At 46.5% G+C, this 21,495-nt stretch carries 14 protein-coding genes; 4 read left to right on the forward strand and 10 right to left on the reverse strand.

From position 1 onward, the window contains the following. Positions 1–227: 227 nt before the first annotated feature. Positions 228–788, reverse strand: a complete 561-nt coding sequence (locus AACU19_RS20725) for a hypothetical protein (RefSeq protein WP_016236671.1) — start codon at positions 786–788, stop codon at positions 228–230. A gap of 40 nt (positions 789–828) precedes the next feature. On the opposite strand from AACU19_RS20725, the gene AACU19_RS20730 reads away from it, so the two are divergent. Beyond that, positions 829–1,161 carry a helix-turn-helix domain-containing protein gene (locus AACU19_RS20730; RefSeq protein ID WP_105278485.1) on the forward strand — a complete coding sequence of 111 codons (333 nt, stop codon included), beginning with the start codon at positions 829–831 and terminating at the stop codon, positions 1,159–1,161. Between the two features lie 197 nt (positions 1,162–1,358). Here AACU19_RS20730 and AACU19_RS20735 read toward each other — a convergent pair whose 3' ends face one another. From AACU19_RS20735 to lsrR, 9 genes are all read right to left on the reverse strand, one after another. Then, complete coding sequence (locus tag AACU19_RS20735; protein ID WP_016236669.1) at positions 1,359–1,802, reverse strand: hypothetical protein; 444 nt, start codon at positions 1,800–1,802, stop codon at positions 1,359–1,361. Next, positions 1,802–4,165 carry a hypothetical protein gene (locus tag AACU19_RS20740; protein WP_016236668.1) on the reverse strand — a complete coding sequence of 788 codons (2,364 nt, stop codon included), beginning with the start codon at positions 4,163–4,165 and terminating at the stop codon, positions 1,802–1,804. The genes AACU19_RS20735 and AACU19_RS20740 overlap by 1 nt, the downstream gene beginning before the upstream one ends. Further along, positions 4,162–5,712: a site-specific integrase gene (locus AACU19_RS20745; protein ID WP_016236667.1), complete on the reverse strand. Its 1,551-nt coding sequence runs from the start codon at positions 5,710–5,712 to the stop codon at positions 4,162–4,164. Before AACU19_RS20745 ends, AACU19_RS20740 begins: the two co-directional genes overlap by 4 nt. Continuing rightward, positions 5,709–7,070: a site-specific integrase gene (locus tag AACU19_RS20750; protein ID WP_105278471.1), complete on the reverse strand. Its 1,362-nt coding sequence runs from the start codon at positions 7,068–7,070 to the stop codon at positions 5,709–5,711. Before AACU19_RS20750 ends, AACU19_RS20745 begins: the two co-directional genes overlap by 4 nt. Before the next feature lie 266 nt (positions 7,071–7,336). Beyond that, positions 7,337–8,641, reverse strand: a complete 1,305-nt coding sequence (gene hipA / locus AACU19_RS20755) for a type II toxin-antitoxin system serine/threonine protein kinase toxin HipA (RefSeq protein ID WP_105278472.1) — start codon at positions 8,639–8,641, stop codon at positions 7,337–7,339. After that, positions 8,641–8,907 carry a type II toxin-antitoxin system antitoxin HipB gene (gene hipB, locus AACU19_RS20760; protein ID WP_001296726.1) on the reverse strand — a complete coding sequence of 89 codons (267 nt, stop codon included), beginning with the start codon at positions 8,905–8,907 and terminating at the stop codon, positions 8,641–8,643. Before hipB ends, hipA begins: the two co-directional genes overlap by 1 nt. A 214-nt stretch (positions 8,908–9,121) precedes the next feature. Next, on the reverse strand, positions 9,122–14,542 hold the full coding sequence (locus AACU19_RS20765; RefSeq protein ID WP_105278473.1) for an ECSE_1600 family autotransporter: 5,421 nt from the start codon (positions 14,540–14,542) through the stop codon (positions 9,122–9,124). 529 nt (positions 14,543–15,071) lie between these two features. Then, the gene (gene lsrK / locus AACU19_RS20770) at positions 15,072–16,664 is read right to left on the reverse strand and encodes an autoinducer-2 kinase (RefSeq protein WP_105278474.1); all 1,593 of its coding nucleotides are present in this window, start codon (positions 16,662–16,664) and stop codon (positions 15,072–15,074) included. 78 nt (positions 16,665–16,742) lie between these two features. Next, positions 16,743–17,696, reverse strand: a complete 954-nt coding sequence (lsrR, locus tag AACU19_RS20775) for a transcriptional regulator LsrR (RefSeq protein ID WP_105277010.1) — start codon at positions 17,694–17,696, stop codon at positions 16,743–16,745. A 249-nt stretch (positions 17,697–17,945) separates the two neighbouring features. Here lsrR and lsrA point away from each other — a divergent pair, with 249 nt between their 5' ends. Genes lsrA through lsrD form a run of 3 tightly spaced genes read left to right on the forward strand, consistent with a single transcriptional unit; the run spans position 17,946 to position 21,495 of the window. Then, positions 17,946–19,481 carry an autoinducer 2 ABC transporter ATP-binding protein LsrA gene (lsrA, locus tag AACU19_RS20780; RefSeq protein ID WP_105278475.1) on the forward strand — a complete coding sequence of 512 codons (1,536 nt, stop codon included), beginning with the start codon at positions 17,946–17,948 and terminating at the stop codon, positions 19,479–19,481. Continuing rightward, positions 19,475–20,503, forward strand: coding sequence for an autoinducer 2 ABC transporter permease LsrC (gene lsrC / locus AACU19_RS20785; protein WP_105278476.1), 1,029 nt, complete (start codon positions 19,475–19,477; stop codon positions 20,501–20,503). Before lsrA ends, lsrC begins: the two co-directional genes overlap by 7 nt. Next, entirely contained in the window at positions 20,503–21,495 is a 993-nt protein-coding gene (gene lsrD / locus AACU19_RS20790) for an autoinducer 2 ABC transporter permease LsrD (protein ID WP_001222710.1), read from the forward strand. The genes lsrC and lsrD overlap by 1 nt, the downstream gene beginning before the upstream one ends.

The following is a 21,495-nucleotide window of genomic DNA, read 5'->3' on the forward strand; positions in this document are numbered from 1 at the left end:
GGGCATTATCTGAACATAAAACACTATCAATAAGTTGGAGTCATTACCGACGCTCAAAACTTGCATCTCGCTCTGGCTGGGATTATATTTATTAAGGACTAGCATATAGTGGTGTACGCTGTTAACCTCATTGTAATGAGGCTGATCAGGGTATGAAGGGAGAGGGCGGACTCTGCTTCGCCCTCTCTCTTTCATGAACTTATTTAACTTTAAATGTTTTTTAAAAGTCATTGCTTTATTGCAATGGTTTTATTAAAAATCCCAATCAATGTGTTTATTTTTTCATTTATCTTAATTTGCTTTTTCTCTTGTTCGAGAGAAAGTTTCCTGAATTCATTTTCCCTGCTCGGCACGGTAATTATCAATTCTTCATAAATCTCCTTTGCTCCTGATACTTTTTCCAACTCGCTGCTGTATTTTTCAATAAGAGTTCTTATTTGAATGTTTACATTGCTATGTTCATGACTGGTAGCACTTGAAATAAATTGACAGGGGCTTTTTTTGGGTGCCTCAATTAACTCTACGTTTTCCTTTACGACATTGAATTCAGATGTAGCTGAGTATAAATATTGATACGCACCTAATTTTCTTACTTTATTTAACAATCCCTTTCTAACCAGACCTTGAATTTGGTTATAAGCAAAAGCTTTTGCCTTTAAATAATTTTTCGGAAGTGAAAATCGCTCGATAAGAATTTTCGCTACTTCGTTACTGGTGAAGTTATCTTTGCCAATATAGATGATTGCAGAAAATATGTACGACTCAGGGTTGGTTACTCTACTATTCATATCACTAAAAAAGGCTGTCGAGGCCGATGAAGATGATTCAGTGTCAGAAAAAAACCCGATACCAGAACGACTTAAAGAAGCGAGATGCAGGGCGGGACTATCACAGCGCTCTCTGGGGCTACTTATTGGCTTTGATCCCGCATCGGCTAGTAGTCGTATGAATCACTATGAGAAAGGGCGCCATGTCCCCGACATTGATACGCTTCGACGGATGGCGGCAGAGTTAAACGTGCCGTTGAACTACTTTTTTTGTGATGATCAGACGACAGCAGAACTTACATTACTCATATCCCGAATGACAGAGGAAGAGCGAATTAAACTTATCGAAGCACTCAAAACGTCTTCAGGTGACAACACTGCTGACAAAAAATGATGTTGTACAAACGCCTGCTAAACTTTTTGAAGGTAACAAAAGTGCAGTGCAATAAACCAAGCAGGGCATTACAGTAGTAGACGCCCTCTGATAAAATGGACTCTAATGAGTGGGCGTTGAAAGTTGCAATGCTAATCTTTCGAATAGAGCAAGATGTTTATTCATGAGTTCGTAGTGCGAATATACCGCTATATCTATCATTGATCTTTATTCCTTTTGTGTAATTCCATGATCAAATGCGGAGCAAGAAGGCTTTCTACCGGTATAACCGTATTGACTTTTACCGCTTTGACAATTTCAATCAATGACAAGGTATTCTGAGCTAGTTGTTCGCGAAGCTCTTTATTCTCTTCCTGTAACTGCTGATTACGACCAAGCAAGGCCTGCCGAGTCTTACGGTTCACATACTGCTGTTTTTCTTTGGGACGAAGATTCAGAGGCGATAGTTGTTGATCGACATAGGCTGCAATAAGACGCCTTCGTTCAATGTTACTTAATGTACTTAAGCCACCATTAATGATTCCTTTTGATTTAAGTCTGGCATGTAAGTTTTTAGCTGAAATAGGCGATTTATCAAACCCTTCAATCAACATTAACTGGAGTTCATGCTCTATCTGAGTATCCAATTCTTTACCACGCATTAGTTTTCTTCCTCTTTGTTTTTATGGTGCTCAAGGGCAAATAATTGAGCTAAAGTACGAATTTCACCTTCCACTTTTATCTCTCCAGACAGAATCTCTTGAGCAGAGAGAACTTGTAACAAGTTTGAGCGCCTGCGTAATTGCTCGCTTAAGGCATCCAGGTGAGTTAGATTTTCTTCGATATTGCCTTGTATTAACTGGTTGTCTGGAAGGGCCGCGATATACTGTTCAAAAGCGAGCGAAGCCTCGTTTAATGCCCGACCTTTTACTGCAATAGTTGAGTATTCATCAATACGACCTGTCAACGTGAAATGCTCACAGGGTTTCAATGCTTGGCACTTCATTCGATAAGGGCATCCCCACAAGTTAACGTCTCTCATGCAGGAGCCCAGTTTTAATGGATGCAATACCGCATGCCTTTGTACCATTTCAGACGCTTGTAATGGCCCTTCGTTTTTACTGATTTCCTCGAACGCAGCGGCTATGTCTTCGAATAATCCATCCCCTGACGACGCTTCAATGAAACCAGCAACATCTTTACGATCATCAAAGGTATGCAGGTTTGCCTTTATGTTGGTTTCCAGAGTTTGGGTACTATTAAACGTCATTAAACCGCTTTGCTTTACCATATCGAGAGGTGAATCAACGTCAACAGCAGTAAATGCTGACTGCTCCGGTACGGTTGGAACTAAAGGGGTTAGAGAAGCTGCTTTTCGCCGTTCCTTGAGAGCCAGGTGCTGATAATGCTGATTTTGAGTAATATCAACACGCCCCATCAACATCGCTTGTAAGTGGTCTGAGATCTCTGCAATTGCGAGAAAAGTATTAATGTTGTGTCGAGGGATATGCGTTCGGAGCTGAGTAGGGCGGCCGTCATCTTCAAGCAACCTGTATTTGCTGAAAACAGATACATAGCCAGTAACGTTACCTAGAAATTTGTTTAGGCCGTTATTATTTAATGGTAGTGGCGTGGCTTTTAGTTGCAATACTCTCTTGAGAGTCAGTGATCCTTTGGGGAAAAGGAACAATAGCTCTTCATATTTAATCTCATATCTTTTGCCATTTTCTGCCCATGCATGAGTACAGGGAGTATTTGCACTGTTATCACCGAATTCACTTTTAAGAAAATGACTAAGATCAGACTTTGTAAAATATTTTTCTTTTTCATTACCTGATTTAAGGATGACTTTTGCCGGTATAAAGCCACGTTTCTCTAATGCTTTCGAAGCTTTATCACGTAAGCCTGCACGCCCCCGAAGCTCTGATGAGGACTGGACCATGTATTTTACAATATCATCAAGCTCAACGAGTTCACTGGTAATATCACTGATTGGCTTTGGTAAATAATCAGAAAATTTTTTTGATCGTAAATATTCGATATGTTTGCGAAACTCAGCTGTTAGTAACTTCACCGACTTAAATATATTTTCGACCAGAGGTACAGCTAAAGGCTCGACCCAATGCGTTCGTTCGCCAGCCCCCTTAACACCAACATAGCGTATGCCAAGAAAATAATCTGGCAATCCTTTATTCCGCAGACGTTTGCTGAGGTCAGAGTTATCTATATGTCGTTTGACCAAGGCATCCTGTCTGAGATTGAATGCCTCAACAGAACGGAATCCAGTGACGATCAGTAGCAGAAGACAATTGAGGGCAATCTTTTCAGTACCGCTTTCAACTCGCTGGATTAACGACACGATATTGAGGAAACCTTTAATGGTAATCAGTGTATCTTCACCATCAGTGGAAGTATCATCCAGCTTGTCTTTTTCTTTTAGTGAGATTGTTTCCCGGGCTTTCCGGGTCAAATTAGTCTGATTGGTATAACAATCATCGGAAACATATTGCAATGTTACTAATGTGAAGGCGTGATGGTTTACTAATTTCTGAATCTTAACACAACGCCCCTTGTAGTTGGCTAGGTTGGTATCACCTGGCCGGGAAGCTGCACTCAGAGTATCCATTGCGCTACGTACGACATCTGTAGTCAGATAGATGGGATGTGTTTGCCCAGTTAACTTAATGAGAGCGCAGTACCATCGTTTCAAAATAATCAGCGTTGCGACAGCAACCGCAGAGGAAATACTGCGATTTCTCCCTCGATAGACGAGTACCAGCATCGCTTTCATGAACAACTGATAAGGCTCGGATACTGTATGGCGATCATCGATCCCTTTGAGCCGGTTAACCTCATCAAAACGTAATAAATTAGCCCCATTGCCACGTAACCAGCCGGATCCTTTGATCCCACATATCCAGACAAAGCTATCCCATGATTCTGCAAAATCTGCTGCCAGATTCTCTTCGAACCAAGCTTTCTGTTCTATGATAAAAGTCTCAAAGTTCGCTATATTTTTTTTCATTTCCCACAACCTCTGACGTTATGCAAATGACAACGGGCAATCACTGACTTGATTTCTATTTGCGTCGTCTCGTGGATAGAAATTAGTGGATTGAGAGCATTACCAACACTATCTGATACTGCTATCAGCTCATCGACTTCTTTAGAGACGCTATTCAATACGCCCTGGTGATGGCCATCAAGGAAAGGGCGGTAATATAAGCAACCATAGCAGCAACGAACTTCACAGAAGGGGCATTCATCATCGGTTCTCGCACAGCCACCAATCTCATAGTGTAATCGATCACCAACCATACCAACCACGCGTCGACCTTCCCATTCTTTTGAAGGAACTAGTTTCCCAGTAAGCATCATAGCCACCATGTTTTGCCACACAGGGTTAGAACCGAGTGCTTTAGCGCGGATCAATGCCAAGGCTGGGGTCGCACGGATGTAGTGCTTTGCTACAACCAGAGATGAATGGCCGAGAATGTGAGCAATTTCCTCTGCACTAGCGCCCTGCATTGCAAGTGAGTGACCAACGTTGTGGCGCAAATCAGTTGATGTTATTGAAGGTAGGGCGGCTTCACCGCACGATACGGCAAACTGGTAATCTTGTGGGCTAAAGGATAGAATCGTTTGGCTAATCGACTGAGAAACAAATTTAGGTGCTGATCCCCCCATATTAAACATTTTATCGGTAGGTAATAATCTGGCTTCATCTATATAATGCTTAACCAGTGCACCGATTTCTGGCGGGAGCGCCAGAATCAACCGATCCGTAGTGACGTACCTTTGTTTAGCATAAGGTAAAAGAACGCTATAACGAACCAACCCTGTTGTCGTACTGCAAGTATCGATTCGAAAGTCACCAGCAGCCAATTTAGCTAACTGAACCGGACGACTACCTGTGACATAACTTAGCCCCAGAACAGTGGCATTGCGAAGGTCCACCAGATTGTATTTTCTGCCTCGTGAGATAGCGGCAGCCATTTCAAAAAGACCTTTGCTGATCATGTTCTTTTCAAATGGGTCAAGGATATTATCTATGTTTTGATATACATTCCAATCATTTGAATTAGGGCGAGGGATCAATTCAAGGTCTTCGTAGTCATCTAAAGTAAAACCCGGAAATTCATCTACACAAAGAATTTTCAGACCAAAAACAATACAGAAAAAATAAGTCGGCAATAAGCTTTCTTTTTCAAGGAAAGAGCTTAACAATTTAAAGTTAAATATTCCTTGCTTCGAAACATATTCAATTGCGTCTAGCCATGCGCGATGCACACGATAAATAGTCCCAGGAGATTTTGATGATGCATAACGGTATAATATATACTTAATTAGTTTAGTCGTGTAATCATCCGTTTTGAAATTAATGTGTGACTGGCTACCTGAGTAATGGAACACCCAATCATTAGTCTCTGCAAATATATTCTTGTCATCAAAAACATCAGCTGACCTTAAGTGGATTTTTGAAGGGATGTAGAGACTTTTTATTTGTATCATTTGTTCACGTGAAAAAAAGACATGCTTATCTTCGCTTTCTATTGCTGGGATTTTATTCATTTGATAACCTCCCCAAACGCTTGATGTATCAATGAAAAAAATTCATCCTCTGAGGAGTCAGCGGCAATTCGTGTGACATTGGAAAAATTAGCTCGCTCAGAAAGAAAACGCCGGGCATAAAATTCTGGCATGCGGCTATTATGACTCCATCCACCTAAAAGACGAAGCTCATCTTTAGCTTCACTCATCAGACCTGCAATAGCGAAATCAACTCCGGTAAGCTTGCAATTTCTCATAACAGACTGATATTTAGCAGCATAAATTCTCTTTAAGATCAAATAAGCCCATGTATGGCGAGTTACGTGTGGTGTTATGCTAACTACAGAATCAATATTTTTTTCATCACTGAATTGCGGGTACTCTTTTTTAAATACACAATCAATTTTTGAGAAAATATCATATATAGAGTGATATGATAGAGGAGGCAAGTTACTTTTTGTTGATGTGAATATGAAGTTATGAGAGGTATTTTTACTTATTTTATCAATGTATATTTTCAAGTGGTTGTAATCATTTATGTCTAACGCTAAAACTCGATGCGCCCATGAGTTTTTTAATGATGGCAATCGTTTTCTTGGATCTCTGACATCATCATCTACAGACGTCACTATGATACTGAATTGTCCGCCTTGGATGTTAGGTTTAATTGAGTGTTTTTCTAACAGGAGCAATTCACTTACTCGCAAACCATAATTCAAAAGAAGACGACAGATTAAATAATTTCTGAATTGAACTTCTCCAGCAGGGAAGGGATTAAGAGGATTTGGCTTGAAAGACGATTCTGGTCTAATAATCTCATAAAATCTCCTGACCATGTCTGCTGTAAGGCTATTAAAATGTTTGTGTGAATGCTTTTGCTTGCTGGGTCGAAAATCAGAACGATAGGTCGACAAACGCTTGGATAATTGTAAAGCATAACGAGAAAGCTCTTTTGGGGTGCCATCCATATAACGAGGAGAAACGTAAGTATTGATCAGATAGTTTATAAAACGGCAGACTGCATGTACATGATTTATATTAGTATTGTGCTTGCTAATTACTGCATATCCGAGTGTAGGCAACATAAGCTTTCCTGATTCAAGATAATGAAGAAATGCTTCAAGCTCACTAACCGCAATCGAAGGATTGTATCCAGACAATTGGAAGCTCAAACAGAAAGTGACATCATGTTTTTGATACCAGTACTCATAAAAAAACTTTAGAGCTTGTAGCGTAGATGACTGCGTGGATTCGGAACGTGAAGCTAAGCGATCAATGAGAAAGAGAAGTGGAAACAGAAGCGGTAAGTTAGTAGTGGTGTCAACCAATGTCCAAAGTCGCCGGTTAGGAGCAACGCTCAACTGGTCAAGTACATACATTTGAGACATCCTCAGAGAGGTTCGTGGATATGAAGAAAATAGCTCTTAAACATAACGCCAGCAAACTAAAGATTAAGAGGGGGCTTAACCCTATGATTTTATGCGAGCCATCTAAGTTCATGAAGTAAGTTAACAATCAACATGATTTAACATAATATACATTATGCGCACCAACATAAACCAAGGGAGAATCCAGCCGTTGGCGGTCATGATTGTCCTGCTCATTAACAACGGCCAAACCCCATATCTTACTTAATACCGTATTCTCAGCTTAAGCGACGGTGCAACCTCAACACATTGGTTTCAACTGCCGTCACCACGTTCTCCGGAAAATCTGTCGGTAATGAAGTCTTCACGTTATCCAGTGCTGCCGGAATCATTCTGGCAAAGTCACTCAGGATTTCATGCATCTGCACTTCCGGAAATTTCAGCACCTTTGCTGTCGCCAGAAAATGTCGCGGATAAATTTTATCGATTGCCGTTTTTTTGCCTTTGGATGCGTTAAGCCCCATTGCCAGTTTGAGATCGCTGATGTGTATTCCTGCGCCACCCAATACCGGAAATGCTGAAATGATGTCGTAAAATGGCGTGAGTCGATAACTGCCGCCAGCCTGAATAAATACGGAGAAGTTTTTTGCATGGCCATCCGTTGCGCCAATCAACCACTGGAACACCTGAAACTTCATAAAATCATAGCGATCTTTCAGCGCCTCGCTGGACCCCATCAAAAAAGCCATGATCCGCGCGATGCCTGGGCCTCCATCTGATTCATATTTCACCGATGAAGGTAAACCGAATGTCTGACACATATCCTCCTGTGGCAAGCGAAGTAAAACCGTTCGCTCAGCATTCCAACGCCTGTCAAAACGTTCGACCGCTAACGCGCGCACATTTCCCGCTTTAATGATTTCTGCGTCCGGCACATTCAACCCAAGTTCTTTCGCCAGCAGCAGACAGTAATACTCATTATCAACGCTTTGGCTGAGATCGAGCGTCGCATTGGGCTGCCTGATTTCGCCAATCGGTAATTTAATGATGTGCGTCGTCGGCGTTATTCCTTTCGGAATGCACCAGTCATTGCCTATTCTGAGCAGCGCTGTCTTCTCCTGCGCGCCAGCAACCGAGATGCGAAAGTCATTTTCTTCTCTAATCATGCCTAGAGGGATATCTGCTTTATAAGCCGTTAATACTTCTTCAAGCCTGGCTTCAGTGAGCTGTTCCCATGCCATTATCGGGCGCGTTATGGTTTCATTTTCGGGTAATAACGTTACGGCACCAACGCTATCTCGCCCTATTTCTGACAATAAATCAAACGGTTGTCTGGATTTAGCATGATAACGTTTAACGATCCGGTCACGTACAATCGGGCTATCGGGTAACAGGTTATCGAAGAAGTTAAATACGGCATCAGAGGTGATATTCCCTCTCTGCAATGGCAGCGAAAGTGACAACGGTCTGGCATAACGGTTAGCTAACCACTCCGGTGCATACTTAAAGGTGTGCGCGCCATTGGCTAACTTCGTTAACTCGCCTACCCGCTGGTTGTTCATCCAAGTGACAAGTTTAGGCATTACCACTCCAGATCTTGCTGTTCTGTTGATTCTGGCGAGGCATTTTTCGTGTCGCATAGCGTCATTGAGAGTTCAAGCGACTGTAAAATCTTAAAAAATGTCGTGAGCGTGGTATTGTCAGGATTGTTTTCGAAATTGGAAATTGTCGCCTGCTTAATACCGATTTTTTTCGCCAGCTCGCTCTGCGTCCAGCCATTTTGCTGACGAACCAGTTTCATTGCATTCGCTAATTGCGTTGGGCTATAGATCTTCTGAAAGCTCATCATGTCATACGTCCACAGCATATTTATCCGCTCAAGGGGATATTATCAGTTTTATCCTTTAGTGGGGATAAAGTCAATCAGGAAACACATCTTATCCGCTCTACGGGATAAACACTGTGATATCCGCGATCGCGGATAAAAAGGAGGATTTAAAAGTCGTTTGAAGTCGGCAATATTAAGCAGCCGCATGCCATCTTCGACATGCGGCTTATACGGTTTACCAGCTATATTTCACACCCAGCATGCCCTGAGTATCGCTATAGCCTTTATAACCTAGTTGCACACCAACATTCCCCCACAGGCTAAGGTTGTTATTTACTTTCGCCTCAACCCCGGTACGTACTTCACCGAGATTACGCGCACCATCTAGGCTTACGGTTTGACCATTCATCTTCACGGCGTAGACTTTGCTGTTGTTGATCCAGTTCGCTTCAATGTAAGGCTGGAACTCACGCTGTTTACCATTGTCGCGCTGGTGATGACTGTTCAAGTAGGTTTTCACCCCAAGTCGCGTTTGCACGTTTCCGTCACCTTCCGTTTCAATGCGTGTTCCGTCTTTCCGGGTATGGTCAGAATCTTTCACACCCATCCAGGTGATTTGCACCTGTGGCTGGACGTACCAGGTATTCAGCGTCCCTTCGCTGCCGCTAAATGTTCCCGCTTCAAAGGTATATCCACCCTCAACAGAGGCCGTCACACCGCGAGAATCATAGTCGTCAGCAGAACGGTTATCGGAACTGACGCTGTTATCAAACCAGTTATACAGCGCCCAGCTGTCAACATAAGCGCCGGTCTTATTCGCATCGTTCTGATACCAGGTCGCGTACATCCCAGCGCTGTAACCGCTGATGCGCCCATCCGATTTATAACCCACACGATTACTCTGAGTATTACTGTGCTGATTGGCATAGCCTGCCATGACGCCGAGATGCCAGCGATCCTGCGCGTTGCTACTCCACTGCGCCAAATCGCCGCCTAGCTGCAATACATAGCGGTTAGCCTGAGTATTTAGCTGACCGTCACCGGCCCTTGAACGTTCGTGCCCTCCGACATGACGCATCCACATACTGCTTGCCGAACCCTGAGAATGCAGTGAATCTGTATACTGCGGCTCACCCAGACGGTCGTGTAAACGATGGCTAAACAGCGAGTTGGCTGCGGCAATGTTGCTGATATAGCTTCCGGCCTCCGGGCGATAAACTGATGGGCCTTCCGGATCCACAGCAGGAGGATTATTGATGGGATCGGGTGTATCCGGTGGCGTTACGCCTTCCCATTTACTGGTTAGATACCAGTTTTTCTCGTCATTCCCCTTCCCTTTAGCCAGCGTGTAGACGTAAGCCCCAGCTTCGACAGTTCCGGTGGTCAGCGCGAAGTTACCTGCAGAATTACCGCCAACCTCAATGAGTTCAATACCGTTGACCGTTTGTGCACCGACGCCGCCAATGTTATCAACCCGAACGCGAGTGTTCCCTTGGGTATCGCCTTTCACGTTCATTTTATCCGTGGGTGAATTATCGCCGCCCAGCGTCGCGTTGAACGTCATCAGGCCATTGTTTCCGGTATAGTTGCCGTTAACGGTCAGTACATTCCCCGGTTTCCCCCCTTCGCTATTCATTTGAATCGTGCCACCATTCTCCAGATTGCCGCCGATAGTGGTTTTGGCGACACGCAGTGTCCCCCCAGGCATAACGTTCACATCACCTGCAGTGGTGACATTTCCCGACATCACACCGCTGTTATGGATATTAATGTGCTGACTTGCCATATTAATGGCAGAGTCGGAACCGAAAGCAATTTCACCACCCACGATATCCGTCGTACCCTGATACGCCGCGGAATCGTTGTTAAGAGTCAGGATCCCGGTCCCCAGTTTTGTCACATCGCCGCTACCGGTGATACTGTGCGTCATCGCCCAGCTACGCTCAGTGGCGATGGTGAGCAGGCCATTATTGATAACGGAAGCATCACCCAGGTTTTTCTGCTCGTTGACGCTGAGCGCGCTGCCTGCATCGATGTTGAATTGCCCCACAAAGCGGCTATTATCGCCATCCAGCTCTACGTCTGTGCTGGCGGTTGCGCTCACGATACCTTTACCGCTTATGCTATTGCGCAGTTCGCCGGTCACGTTTTTTAGCGTTAACAGACCGTCATTGGCAATATTTCCTCTGCCTAACCCCTGCGTATTGTCGAGGCTGACTTCCGCATTTGGGCTAATGCTGGTTAACGCATTGTAGCGTGCATTAAGCCCCTCGATAGCCAGTGTTCCCCCTGAAACATTCAGGTTTCCGCCACCTGTCAGTTCGCCCTGACTGATCCCACCTTTATTCACCGTCAGCGAACCTTCTTTGAACAAAATAGTCGAACCCATCAGCCCGGTGAATGTCTCTACCGTCTGCTCCGATCCATTAAGATCGACGATGGCCGCGTTGCTGATGTTCAGTTCCCGAGTATTGCCCAGCGCGCCATCCGCATCGGTACGTAATGTCCCCATCTGAACATAGGTTGCCCCCTGATAGTCGTTCTGACCGTTGGAAAGCGAAACCTGTCGCACCGTATTGATTGCCAGATCCCCTTCACCACCGATTTTTGCCGACATATCGGCCGTTGCGCCATAGGCTCCGCCATGTTCGGCTAACGTCAGCTTTTGCCCACCATGGATGTTCAGCGCTTTCAGCCCATAGTTAACATACAAACCATCACCAGGTGCGGTCGTGAGTCGGAATCCATAATCACCCTCGGCGACCACTGTTCCGTTTTGTGCAATGTGTAACGTTTTGTCCGCTTCCACCTCGTCGCCCTGTAAATCACGTAACGTTAATGAGCCACCCGACCCAATAACCGTTTGCGCCTTCACCAGTTGAACGCCGACATGGCTATCATCGTGTTCCAGCAAATTGAGCGTAGTCAGAGGGTTATTCGCCATGGGATCATTCCACGGTTTAGGCACGTCGATAAGCACGTCGCCCGTCCCGTTTACCTGATAGTTACGGCCTTTCCAGGTGTAGTCACCCGCGCCGACAACCAGTGTATCGACGCTGATATATCCCTCCGCAAGCGTCGCAGCAGGTATATCCGTATCGAAAGTGAGCGTACCGCCATTCATGGCTAGTCCACCAATGGATTGCTCTCCCACTTTTACCGATGTGGTATTTTCACTGTCAGACTGAAGCATCGCGTGAGTAAGCGCAGCGGTGTTGTCGCGTTCCAGTGTGAAGGTACTGTCTTTCAGTTGGGCAACACCGGCGAATTCAGTTCCTGTTGCATGGGTAAAGCCAAACATTTTGTCGGAGGATGACAGCTGCACTCGCATCAAGCCATCGCCTTTGAGCGCATTGGTCAGCGTGTAATCTCCTGCGCTGTTCGTTGATGCGAGAATGTCGAGCGTACCGGGGCTTGCAATGGTTACTTCACTCGAACCCATGCCTGTTACCCCATCTGCCGTATGTGACGCAATAGTCAGGAGGCCGTCATTGACCAGCGTTTTACCGCTATAAGTATTCCCTGCATTGAACACCGTATGGCCTGCATCATGCATCACTTTTCCGTCTTTATCGTCACCCGTAATCAGCATATCGACCTGGTAGCCGGCATCACTGTTATTGGTATGATTAAAGACAAAAACGCCTTCGCCAAGACCAAACTCCACTTTCGTCGCATTGGTGATAAACCCGGCATCTGCCGCCACCTCTCCGTGAGCAGCACCAATGTTTAGCGTTCCTACAGCAGGCTCAAAAACACCTAAGTAAACTTCTCCACCTTCGACATTCAGCGTGCCGTTATTCGTCAGGGTTAACGTACCTGTGCCAGTCGTCCCTACGTTCATATTGAATGTTTCAAGAAGAGAGTTCTGCCCATCCACCCGCACGTCGCCCTTACTTCTGTCATTGAGAGCTATCTGTGTATCACGCGCTTTAACTATACCTCCGGTGGTAATATTCAGTTCACCCGTGCCTAATACACCGACCTGTAGCAATTGGGCGTTAGTAGATGACGTTTTTAAATTCCAGAGACTATCCGTTGAAATATTAACTATCCCCTTACCGGAGGCATTTCCTCCGATAAATCCATAGCCCGTTGAATTAAGGGTGGCACCATTACTGACATTTACGATGCCGCTACCAAAATTACCGACATTGATACCTACAGTATCGAACGATGATGTCGCATCCATCAGGTTCAGTGTACCGATACCGCTTGCTTTATCGCCCAAAAAAGTAATATTTTGCGATACGAACTTACCGCCATCGCTGATATTGAGGTTTCCGACGCCCGCAACACCAATAGTGGTATAGACATTCTTATTGACCTCCCACATCCCCCCCGTGGTGATGCTAACCTTCCCGACGCCGGTTTCTCCATAACCGAGTGAGCTTCCTCCGTTGCTGACAACAAGCCCCTCATTACTGATATTCATTTCGCCGTGGCCGTCATAACCAAGATTAGTTCCGAGATTAGTGATAACAGAGTTCTTATCCTTAACAGTAATGTTGCCTGTACCTGTTTCTTTCATCCCCGCAGTGATAATTCCCGAATCTACTTTGCCTTCACTCGAGACATTAAGTTCACCGTCGCCAGCATCACCGATATAGATATAGCGGAAAGCTTCGCCCGTTCCGAGGAAATTCCAATGCCCTTTATTGGTCACGTTGACGACACCGTGGGACCCGTCCTGAACGCCCACCAATGAATATTCTTTATTATTAATCAGTCCATTATTGGAAATGTTGACTGTGCCATTACCGAAATATCCATTATAGAGTCTGCGTACCGTGATGACAGAGTCTTGATCCTGCACATTCAGGGTTCCGATACCGGTGAGGTTGCCACCGATAATCGTATTTTCAGCCGTAATTAGCCCCCCATCGCGAATAGTTGCTTCGCCCGTCCCTTGATTACCAATCTGAAGTTCAATTGAGGAATCATTATTTTTTATTAGCCACTCGCCACCCTTTTCAACGACAACCTTACCATTACTGTTCGCCTGATATCCTACAATGGCGACTATTGAACTCGTGACGTAACCCTTATCCGTAATATTTAATGAGCCTGTACCGTAACTCCCTATTTCGAATAATTCGGTCGTCAGAACCGAGTCCTCTCCTTCAACATTGACCGTCCCGACGCCTCCTGTCGAAGAACCTATCCTTAAATATCCTCCGTCAACGTGACCCTTCTGTTTAATATTCAGCGTCCCCGTTCCGGATTGACCCACATTTAAAGGCCTTGCATTATTTCCGCTATCATACAATCGCCAGGTGCCACCCAAAACGTTAACGGTGCCCTCTGAGTCCTCATTACCACCAATGACGCTGGTAGTAATAGTGGTTAAGGAGGCATTACCGCCAGCCAAAATATTAAGCACTCCAGTGCCATACCACCCAACCAGGTAGGCATCGTAAGCAACATCAGTATTAATATTGGTAATCTGACCATTATCAACTTCCAGACTCGCACCAGACGCTGAACCGCTTAGTGCCAGCAAAACACCCAGCGTCAATCTACTGAATTTCGTTGTCAATCCAGAGGATTTACGCAAATTAACCGTTGATGTTTTACCTACCCTGCGAGTTAATTCCGAGCAGGCCTGAAATACCTGTAGAGTGCAATTCCATATCACGCGATAGATTCTATTCATATAAACGCTCCATATACAAACAATACAGCCACGAAAGAGATGAGTCATCAGACGTTAAAAATGAAACTTATTAAGTTGTCAGAGGTCTGTATTGAGTGTTGGTTGGAGGTGGGAATGTGTCAATTTGGCTAATTTGCTAATACTTTCTAATCGATAGATTAAAAATTGCATAGTTCTTATTTTATTTAAAAATGAACCATGAGTTATTGTTGCTTAATAAGAAAACTGTTTCTTTCAATAAGAAGATTATCATCATCATATTTAACAAAGAATAGCACTAATTGCTAAAAACAGAAGTTTATTAAAACCCTTTTTCATCCATTAATGCCTTTAGGAATATTCGCTATAAAATAAGGGTTATGCTTAATGCTTTAAGAAAAATAGCAATTTTCCCTTGAATATAGTACTGGTGATGGAACGATGAATCTGCAAGCTGGCATTTAACAAGCCAGCTCTAAAGAAGGGAAATAAGAATGCCAATACTCAAAAACTAACAGCCACAGTCATCATGATGTGGCTGTCAATGAAACTATAACCCAGGCGCTTTCCATAACGACGTCGTCAGTCCATGATCAACCAGCCCCAGCTGATCCTGATAAACTGCCTGCCACTTATCGCGTGAATCCTGATAAAGTTCATGCTTTTCCGGGTCTGGTGTGTGCGTCCGTTCCCAGCGAACCAGGCGTTCTCCGGTTTCTGCCATTGATGAAAAAATTCCGGCACCGACGCCAGCTGCAATGGCACATCCTAATGCGGTGGCTTCTTTGACCACCGGAATATTGACGGGTAATCCCGAGACATCAGCGAGAATTTGACTCCATAATTTCCCTTTTGAACCTCCGCCTGCAAAGACTAACGATGAAGGATGAATATTCGAGAAATCAGCGATTTGCTGCAAGTTACACGCTGATACAATCGCCGCATTTTCTTCCAGCGCACGGAACAATGTCGCTTTGTTACATTTATCCGGATCAATAGACAAATTAATAAAGGAAGGCGCAGCGTGATACCAGGTTTTAAAGCGCATTCTGTCGGAGAATATCGGCATTACGCCCCACGACCCAGGCGGCACACGACTTGCCATCTCTTCAAGCAACGTATAGGTGTCGATGCCTAAACGTTCGGCAATCAGTTTTTCTTCGACACAGAAAGCATCGCGGAACCAGCGCATGGTGAGTCCGGTAAAAAAGCTTATAGATTCAGCTTGTACCATGCCAGGAATAACATGAGGATTAACGCGCACGTTCATTTCTGGGTCTGTCACCGGCGCAGCTAAGTTTACAACTTGCTGCCAGAATGTACCGCCAAGAACAGCGGTTTGTGCCGGACGGACAACGCCTAACCCCAGGCAACCAAGTTGCACGTCGCCTCCTCCAACGACCACCGGAGTGCCCGCCTTCAGACCGCAGAGTTCCGCCGCTTGTGAACTTACCACGCCCAGCAATGTGCCGGTTTCTTTGACAGGAGAAAGAATATCGGCCCGCAGTCCGGCCATATCCAGCAATGCAGGTTTCCAGTCACGGGTGGTTAGATCAAGAAGTCCCGTGGTGCCAGCGTTAGAGGGATCCACCGCCAGTTCACCGCTGAGCATATAGGCCAGCCAGTCGCTGATCATGGTGATGGTCGACGCCTGTCGGTAGATATCAGAACGATGGTGCGCCAGCCAAAGTAATCTGGGAATAGCGCTTAAAGCCAGCGTTTGTCCGGTGGCGCGATAAACTTCGTTTTCAAAGGTATTGTTGTGCAGTTCTTTAAGTTCGCTAACTTCGCGCGCCGCTCTGGCATCCACATTGGCGCAGGCCCAGATCGGTGTTCCTTCATTGTTATATAAAACAATGCCTTCGCGCATCGAACATGCCGAAACGGCAGCGATATACTCCGGGGCTATGCCGGCGTTGTGCAGCGCCTGGCGCATACACTCACACGCCAGTTGCCAGTTTTTGTTGAGATCAAATTCCATAGAACCAGGAACGTCCGGTACTGCCAGATGCCGCCACTCCGCCTGTCCCACTGCTATTTGATTGCCTTCCAGGTCGAATATCACAGCCCGAATACTTCCGGTGCCTGCATCCAGCGCCATCAGGTAGTACTTTGATTCTGAAGGGGTAAAGAGTCGAGCCATTAGATTATCCTCGGCTTATGCGTTCTGTCTGTTCCTCTATACGTTCTCCATCATTCCCGGTAATAAGGTCATGCAAATTTAACTACGTAAAATCGCCGCTGCTGTGTCCTGATCGGTAACCAGTGCGTTGATATAGCCGCCTTTAATTGCAGCGGCAATGGCTTCGGCTTTATTTTCTCCCCCTGCCACGCCAACCCGGACGGGAATGGTCTTCAGCGCGCTTAAAGGTAAGCCAATCAGTTCGTTATGTATTTTAATATCCGTGACAACGTCACCTTTTGCATCAAAAAAGTAGCCTAAAATGTCGCCAACCGCCCCTTTTCGGCCAATCATTAACTGTTCGCCCTGACTGATATAACCGGAGCGAATGATCGTCGCGTCGTCTTGTTGACTCACGGCCCCAATGCCGACAATCGCCACATCCGCAGCTTGTGCGGCTAACAGAACATCTTTGACGCAATTTTCATTTTTTAGCGTATGGGCAATGTCAGCGGAGGATGCCCGCAGCGGAGCCGGAATAATATTCACACTGCACGCCGCATTAAGCTGCCCGATACCCGTCATATAAGAACCGACGCCACCGGAGAGCGTGACCAGGCGAATTTGCTGCGACGAAATAAAACCACTTAAGCGTTGCAGCGTATTCATGGTTGCCTCGCCAAAACCAATCGCCAGCATCTGTTGTGGTTGAAGTAAACTCATCAACATATGCGCCGCGCCTATCCCTAGTCGCCCACCGACATCAGCATCCGCAAGCCCAGGGATCACCCGGACATGTTGCAGCGAATACTGACAACGTAATTGAGTTTCATATTCCAGACAGCCTTCAAAGCGAGAATTAATCTGCACGCGAATAATGCCGGACTGATGCCCTTTTTCCAGTAATCGCGACACTTTCAAGCGAGTCAGCCCGAGACGCTCGCTGATCTCGCTCTGGGTCAGCCCGTCGTGATAGTAAAACCACGCGATCCGCGCGACCTGTTCTTCTTCACACATTCCCTGTTCTGAAATTGCCGAATCGTTGATTGTCATAATTCATTCTTCACTTTGAACATATTTAAATCTTTAATGCAATTGTTCAGTTCTTGCGCATTTATATCTGTGATAGCAACCACAGTTTGACTCTACGAGCATGAACAAACGCAACCGTGAAAATCAAAATAGCATAAATTGTGATCTATTCGTCGGAAATATGTGCAATGTCCACCTAAGGTTTATGAACAAATTGAAAGCAGAAATACATTTGTTCAAAACTCACCTGCAAAACTGAACGGGGGAAACATGCTAACGAGTGATACCCGCGCGTTACCGCTACTTTGCGCCCGCTCGGTTTATAAACAGTATTCAGGGGTTAATGTCCTGAAAGGCATCGATTTTACGTTGCATCAGGGGGAAGTCCACGCCCTGCTTGGCGGCAATGGTGCCGGTAAATCGACGTTAATGAAGATCATTGCCGGTATTACCCCTGCTGATAGCGGTACGCTGGAGATTGGGGGCAACAACTACACCAGATTAACGCCAGTTCATGCTCATCAGTTGGGTATTTATCTCGTTCCCCAGGAACCGCTGCTTTTCCCAAGCCTGTCGATAAAAGAAAACATTCTGTTTGGGCTGGCAAAAAAACAGCTCTCCATGCAGAAACTGAAGAACTTGCTGGCGGCGCTGGGCTGCCAGTTTGATCTGCATAGTCTGGCAGGATCGCTGGATATTGCCGACCGCCAAATGGTGGAAATCCTGCGCGGTCTGATGCGCGATTCGCAAATTCTCATTCTCGATGAACCTACAGCGTCGCTTACCCCTGCGGAAACCGAACGCTTGTTTAGCCGTTTACGGGAACTGCTCGCCACTGGCGTGGGTATTGTTTTTATCTCACATAAACTGCCGGAAATTCGCCAAATTGCCGATCGTATTAGCGTGATGCGCGACGGAACTATCGCGTTAAGTGGCAAAACCTGTGAGCTGTCTACCGACGACATCATTCAGGCCATCACGCCAGCGCTACGGGAAAAATCGCTCTCTGCCAGCCAAAAATTATGGCTGGAGTTACCTGGCAACCGCCCACAACATGCCGCCGGAACGCCGGTGCTGACACTGGAAAACCTGACCGGCGAAGGTTTTATGAATGTTAGCTTGACGCTTAATGCCGGAGAAATACTGGGGCTGGCTGGGCTTGTGGGTGCCGGACGTACGGAACTGGCTGAGACACTATATGGTTTACGCACTTTGCGTGGCGGATGCATTATGCTGAATGGTAAGGAGATCAATAAATTATCTACCGGAGAACGTTTACTGCGCGGTCTTGTTTATTTGCCGGAGGATCGCCAGTCATCCGGATTGAATCTCGATGCCTCGCTGGCCTGGAACGTTTGCGCCCTGACCCACAACCTTCGTGGATTCTGGGCGAAAACTGCGAAAGATAATGCCACACTGGAACGTTATCGTCGGGCGCTGAATATTAAATTTAACCAATCTGAACAAGCTGCACGGACATTATCCGGTGGCAACCAGCAAAAAATCCTGATCGCCAAGTGTCTTGAAGCCTCGCCGCAAGTATTGATTGTCGATGAGCCGACGCGCGGCGTTGATGTTTCGGCCCGTAGTGATATCTACCAGCTGCTGCACAGCATCGCCGCACAAAATGTGGCTGTGCTGCTTATCTCCTCCGATCTGGAAGAGATCGAACTGATGGCAGATCGCGTGTATGTAATGCATCAGGGAGAGATTACCCACTCGGCACTGACGGGACGCGATATTAATGTCGATACCATTATGCGTGTCGCCTTCGGTGATGCTCACCGCAAGGAGGCGTCATGCTGAAATTTATCCAGAACAACCGTGAAATCACGGCCCTGCTGGCAGTGGTGCTTCTTTTTGTATTGCCTGGTTTTCTCGACCGCCAGTATTTAAGTCTGCAAACGCTAACCATGGTTTATAGCAGCGCGCAAATCCTGATCCTGCTGGCAATGGGCGCGACGCTGGTGATGCTGACACGCAATATTGATGTTTCAGTGGGTTCGATTACCGGAATGTGCGCGGTGCTGTTGGGGATGTTATTAAACGCAGGATATTCACTACCTGTTGCTTGTGTCGCGACTTTACTGCTTGGTTTGCTCGCGGGATTTTTCAACGGTGTCCTGGTCGCGTGGCTAAAGATCCCTGCCATTGTTGCCACCCTTGGCACGTTAGGGTTGTACAGGGGCATCATGTTGCTGTGGACTGGCGGTAAATGGATTGAGGGGTTACCCGCCGAACTGAAACAACTCTCCGCCCCGCTGCTGTTTGGCGTTTCAGCAATTGGTTGGTTGACGATAATTCTGGTGGCATTTATGGCCTGGCTGCTGGCGAAGACGGCGTTTGGACGCAGTTTTTATGCCACGGGCGATAATTTGCAGGGCGCTCGTCAACTGGGCGTTCGTACGGAAGCCATTAGGATTGTGGCATTTTCGTTGAACGGCTGCATGGCGGCACTGGCGGGGATTGTGTTTGCTTCGCAGATCGGTTTTATTCCCAACCAGACCGGTACCGGGCTGGAGATGAAAGCGATTGCAGCCTGCGTGCTGGGCGGTATTAGTTTGCTCGGCGGTTCCGGTGCGATCATCGGTGCTGTACTCGGCGCATGGTTCCTGACGCAGATCGATAGTGTACTGGTGCTGTTGCGCATTCCGGCATGGTGGAATGATTTTATCGCGGGCCTGGTTCTGCTGGCGGTGCTGGTGTTTGATGGACGCCTGCGTTGTGCGCTGGAACGTAATCTACGGCGGCAAAAATATGCCCGCTTTATGACGCCACCGCCATCCGTTAAACCCGCTTCGTCAGGTAAAAAACGGGAGGCCGCGTAATGCGTATTCGCTACGGTTGGGAACTAGCTCTTGCCGCACTGCTCGTTATTGAGATTGTCGCATTTGGTGCAATTAACCCGCGGATGTTAGATCTCAATATGTTGCTGTTCAGCACCAGTGACTTTATCTGCATTGGCATTGTCGCCCTACCGCTGACGATGGTGATTGTCAGTGGCGGGATCGATATTTCGTTTGGCTCGACCATCGGCTTGTGCGCCATTGCATTAGGCGTACTGTTTCAAAGCGGCGTGCCGATGCCGCTGGCGATTCTTCTGACCTTTCTGCTCGGCGCATTGTGCGGGCTGATTAACGCCGGATTAATTATCTATACCAAAGTTAACCCGCTGGTGATTACGCTTGGCACGCTGTATCTGTTTGCCGGAAGCGCTCTGCTGCTTTCCGGGATGGCCGGAGCGACGGGGTACGAAGGTATTGGTGGATTCCCGATGGCGTTTACAGATTTCGCTAACCTGGATGTGCTGGGACTCCCCGTTCCGCTGATTATCTTTCTGATATGTCTCCTCGTTTTCTGGCTCTGGCTGCATAAAACCCATGCCGGACGTAATGTGTTTTTGATTGGGCAAAGCCCGCGCGTGGCGCTTTATAGCGCGATTAAAGTTAACCGCACCTTATGTGCGCTCTATGCCATGACGGGGCTGGCGTCTGCGGTCGCCGCTGTGCTGCTGGTATCGTATTTTGGTTCAGCACGTTCCGATCTCGGTGCGTCGTTTCTGATGCCCGCCATCACCGCCGTGGTGCTTGGCGGTGCCAATATTTATGGTGGTTCCGGTTCCATTATCGGCACCGCCATTGCGGTTTTACTAGTGGGATATTTGCAACAAGGTTTGCAAATGGCAGGAGTGCCAAATCAGGTGTCCAGCGCCCTTTCCGGTGCGCTGCTTATCGTCGTTGTCGTAGGTCGTTCCGTTAGCCTGCATCGCCAGCAAATTAAAGAGTGGCTGGCGCGTCGGGCCAATAACCCATTGCCATAA

It is taken from the genome of Escherichia sp. MOD1-EC4550, from assembly GCF_963876935.1.
Taxonomy (GTDB): Bacteria; Pseudomonadota; Gammaproteobacteria; order Enterobacterales; family Enterobacteriaceae; genus Escherichia; species Escherichia coli_F.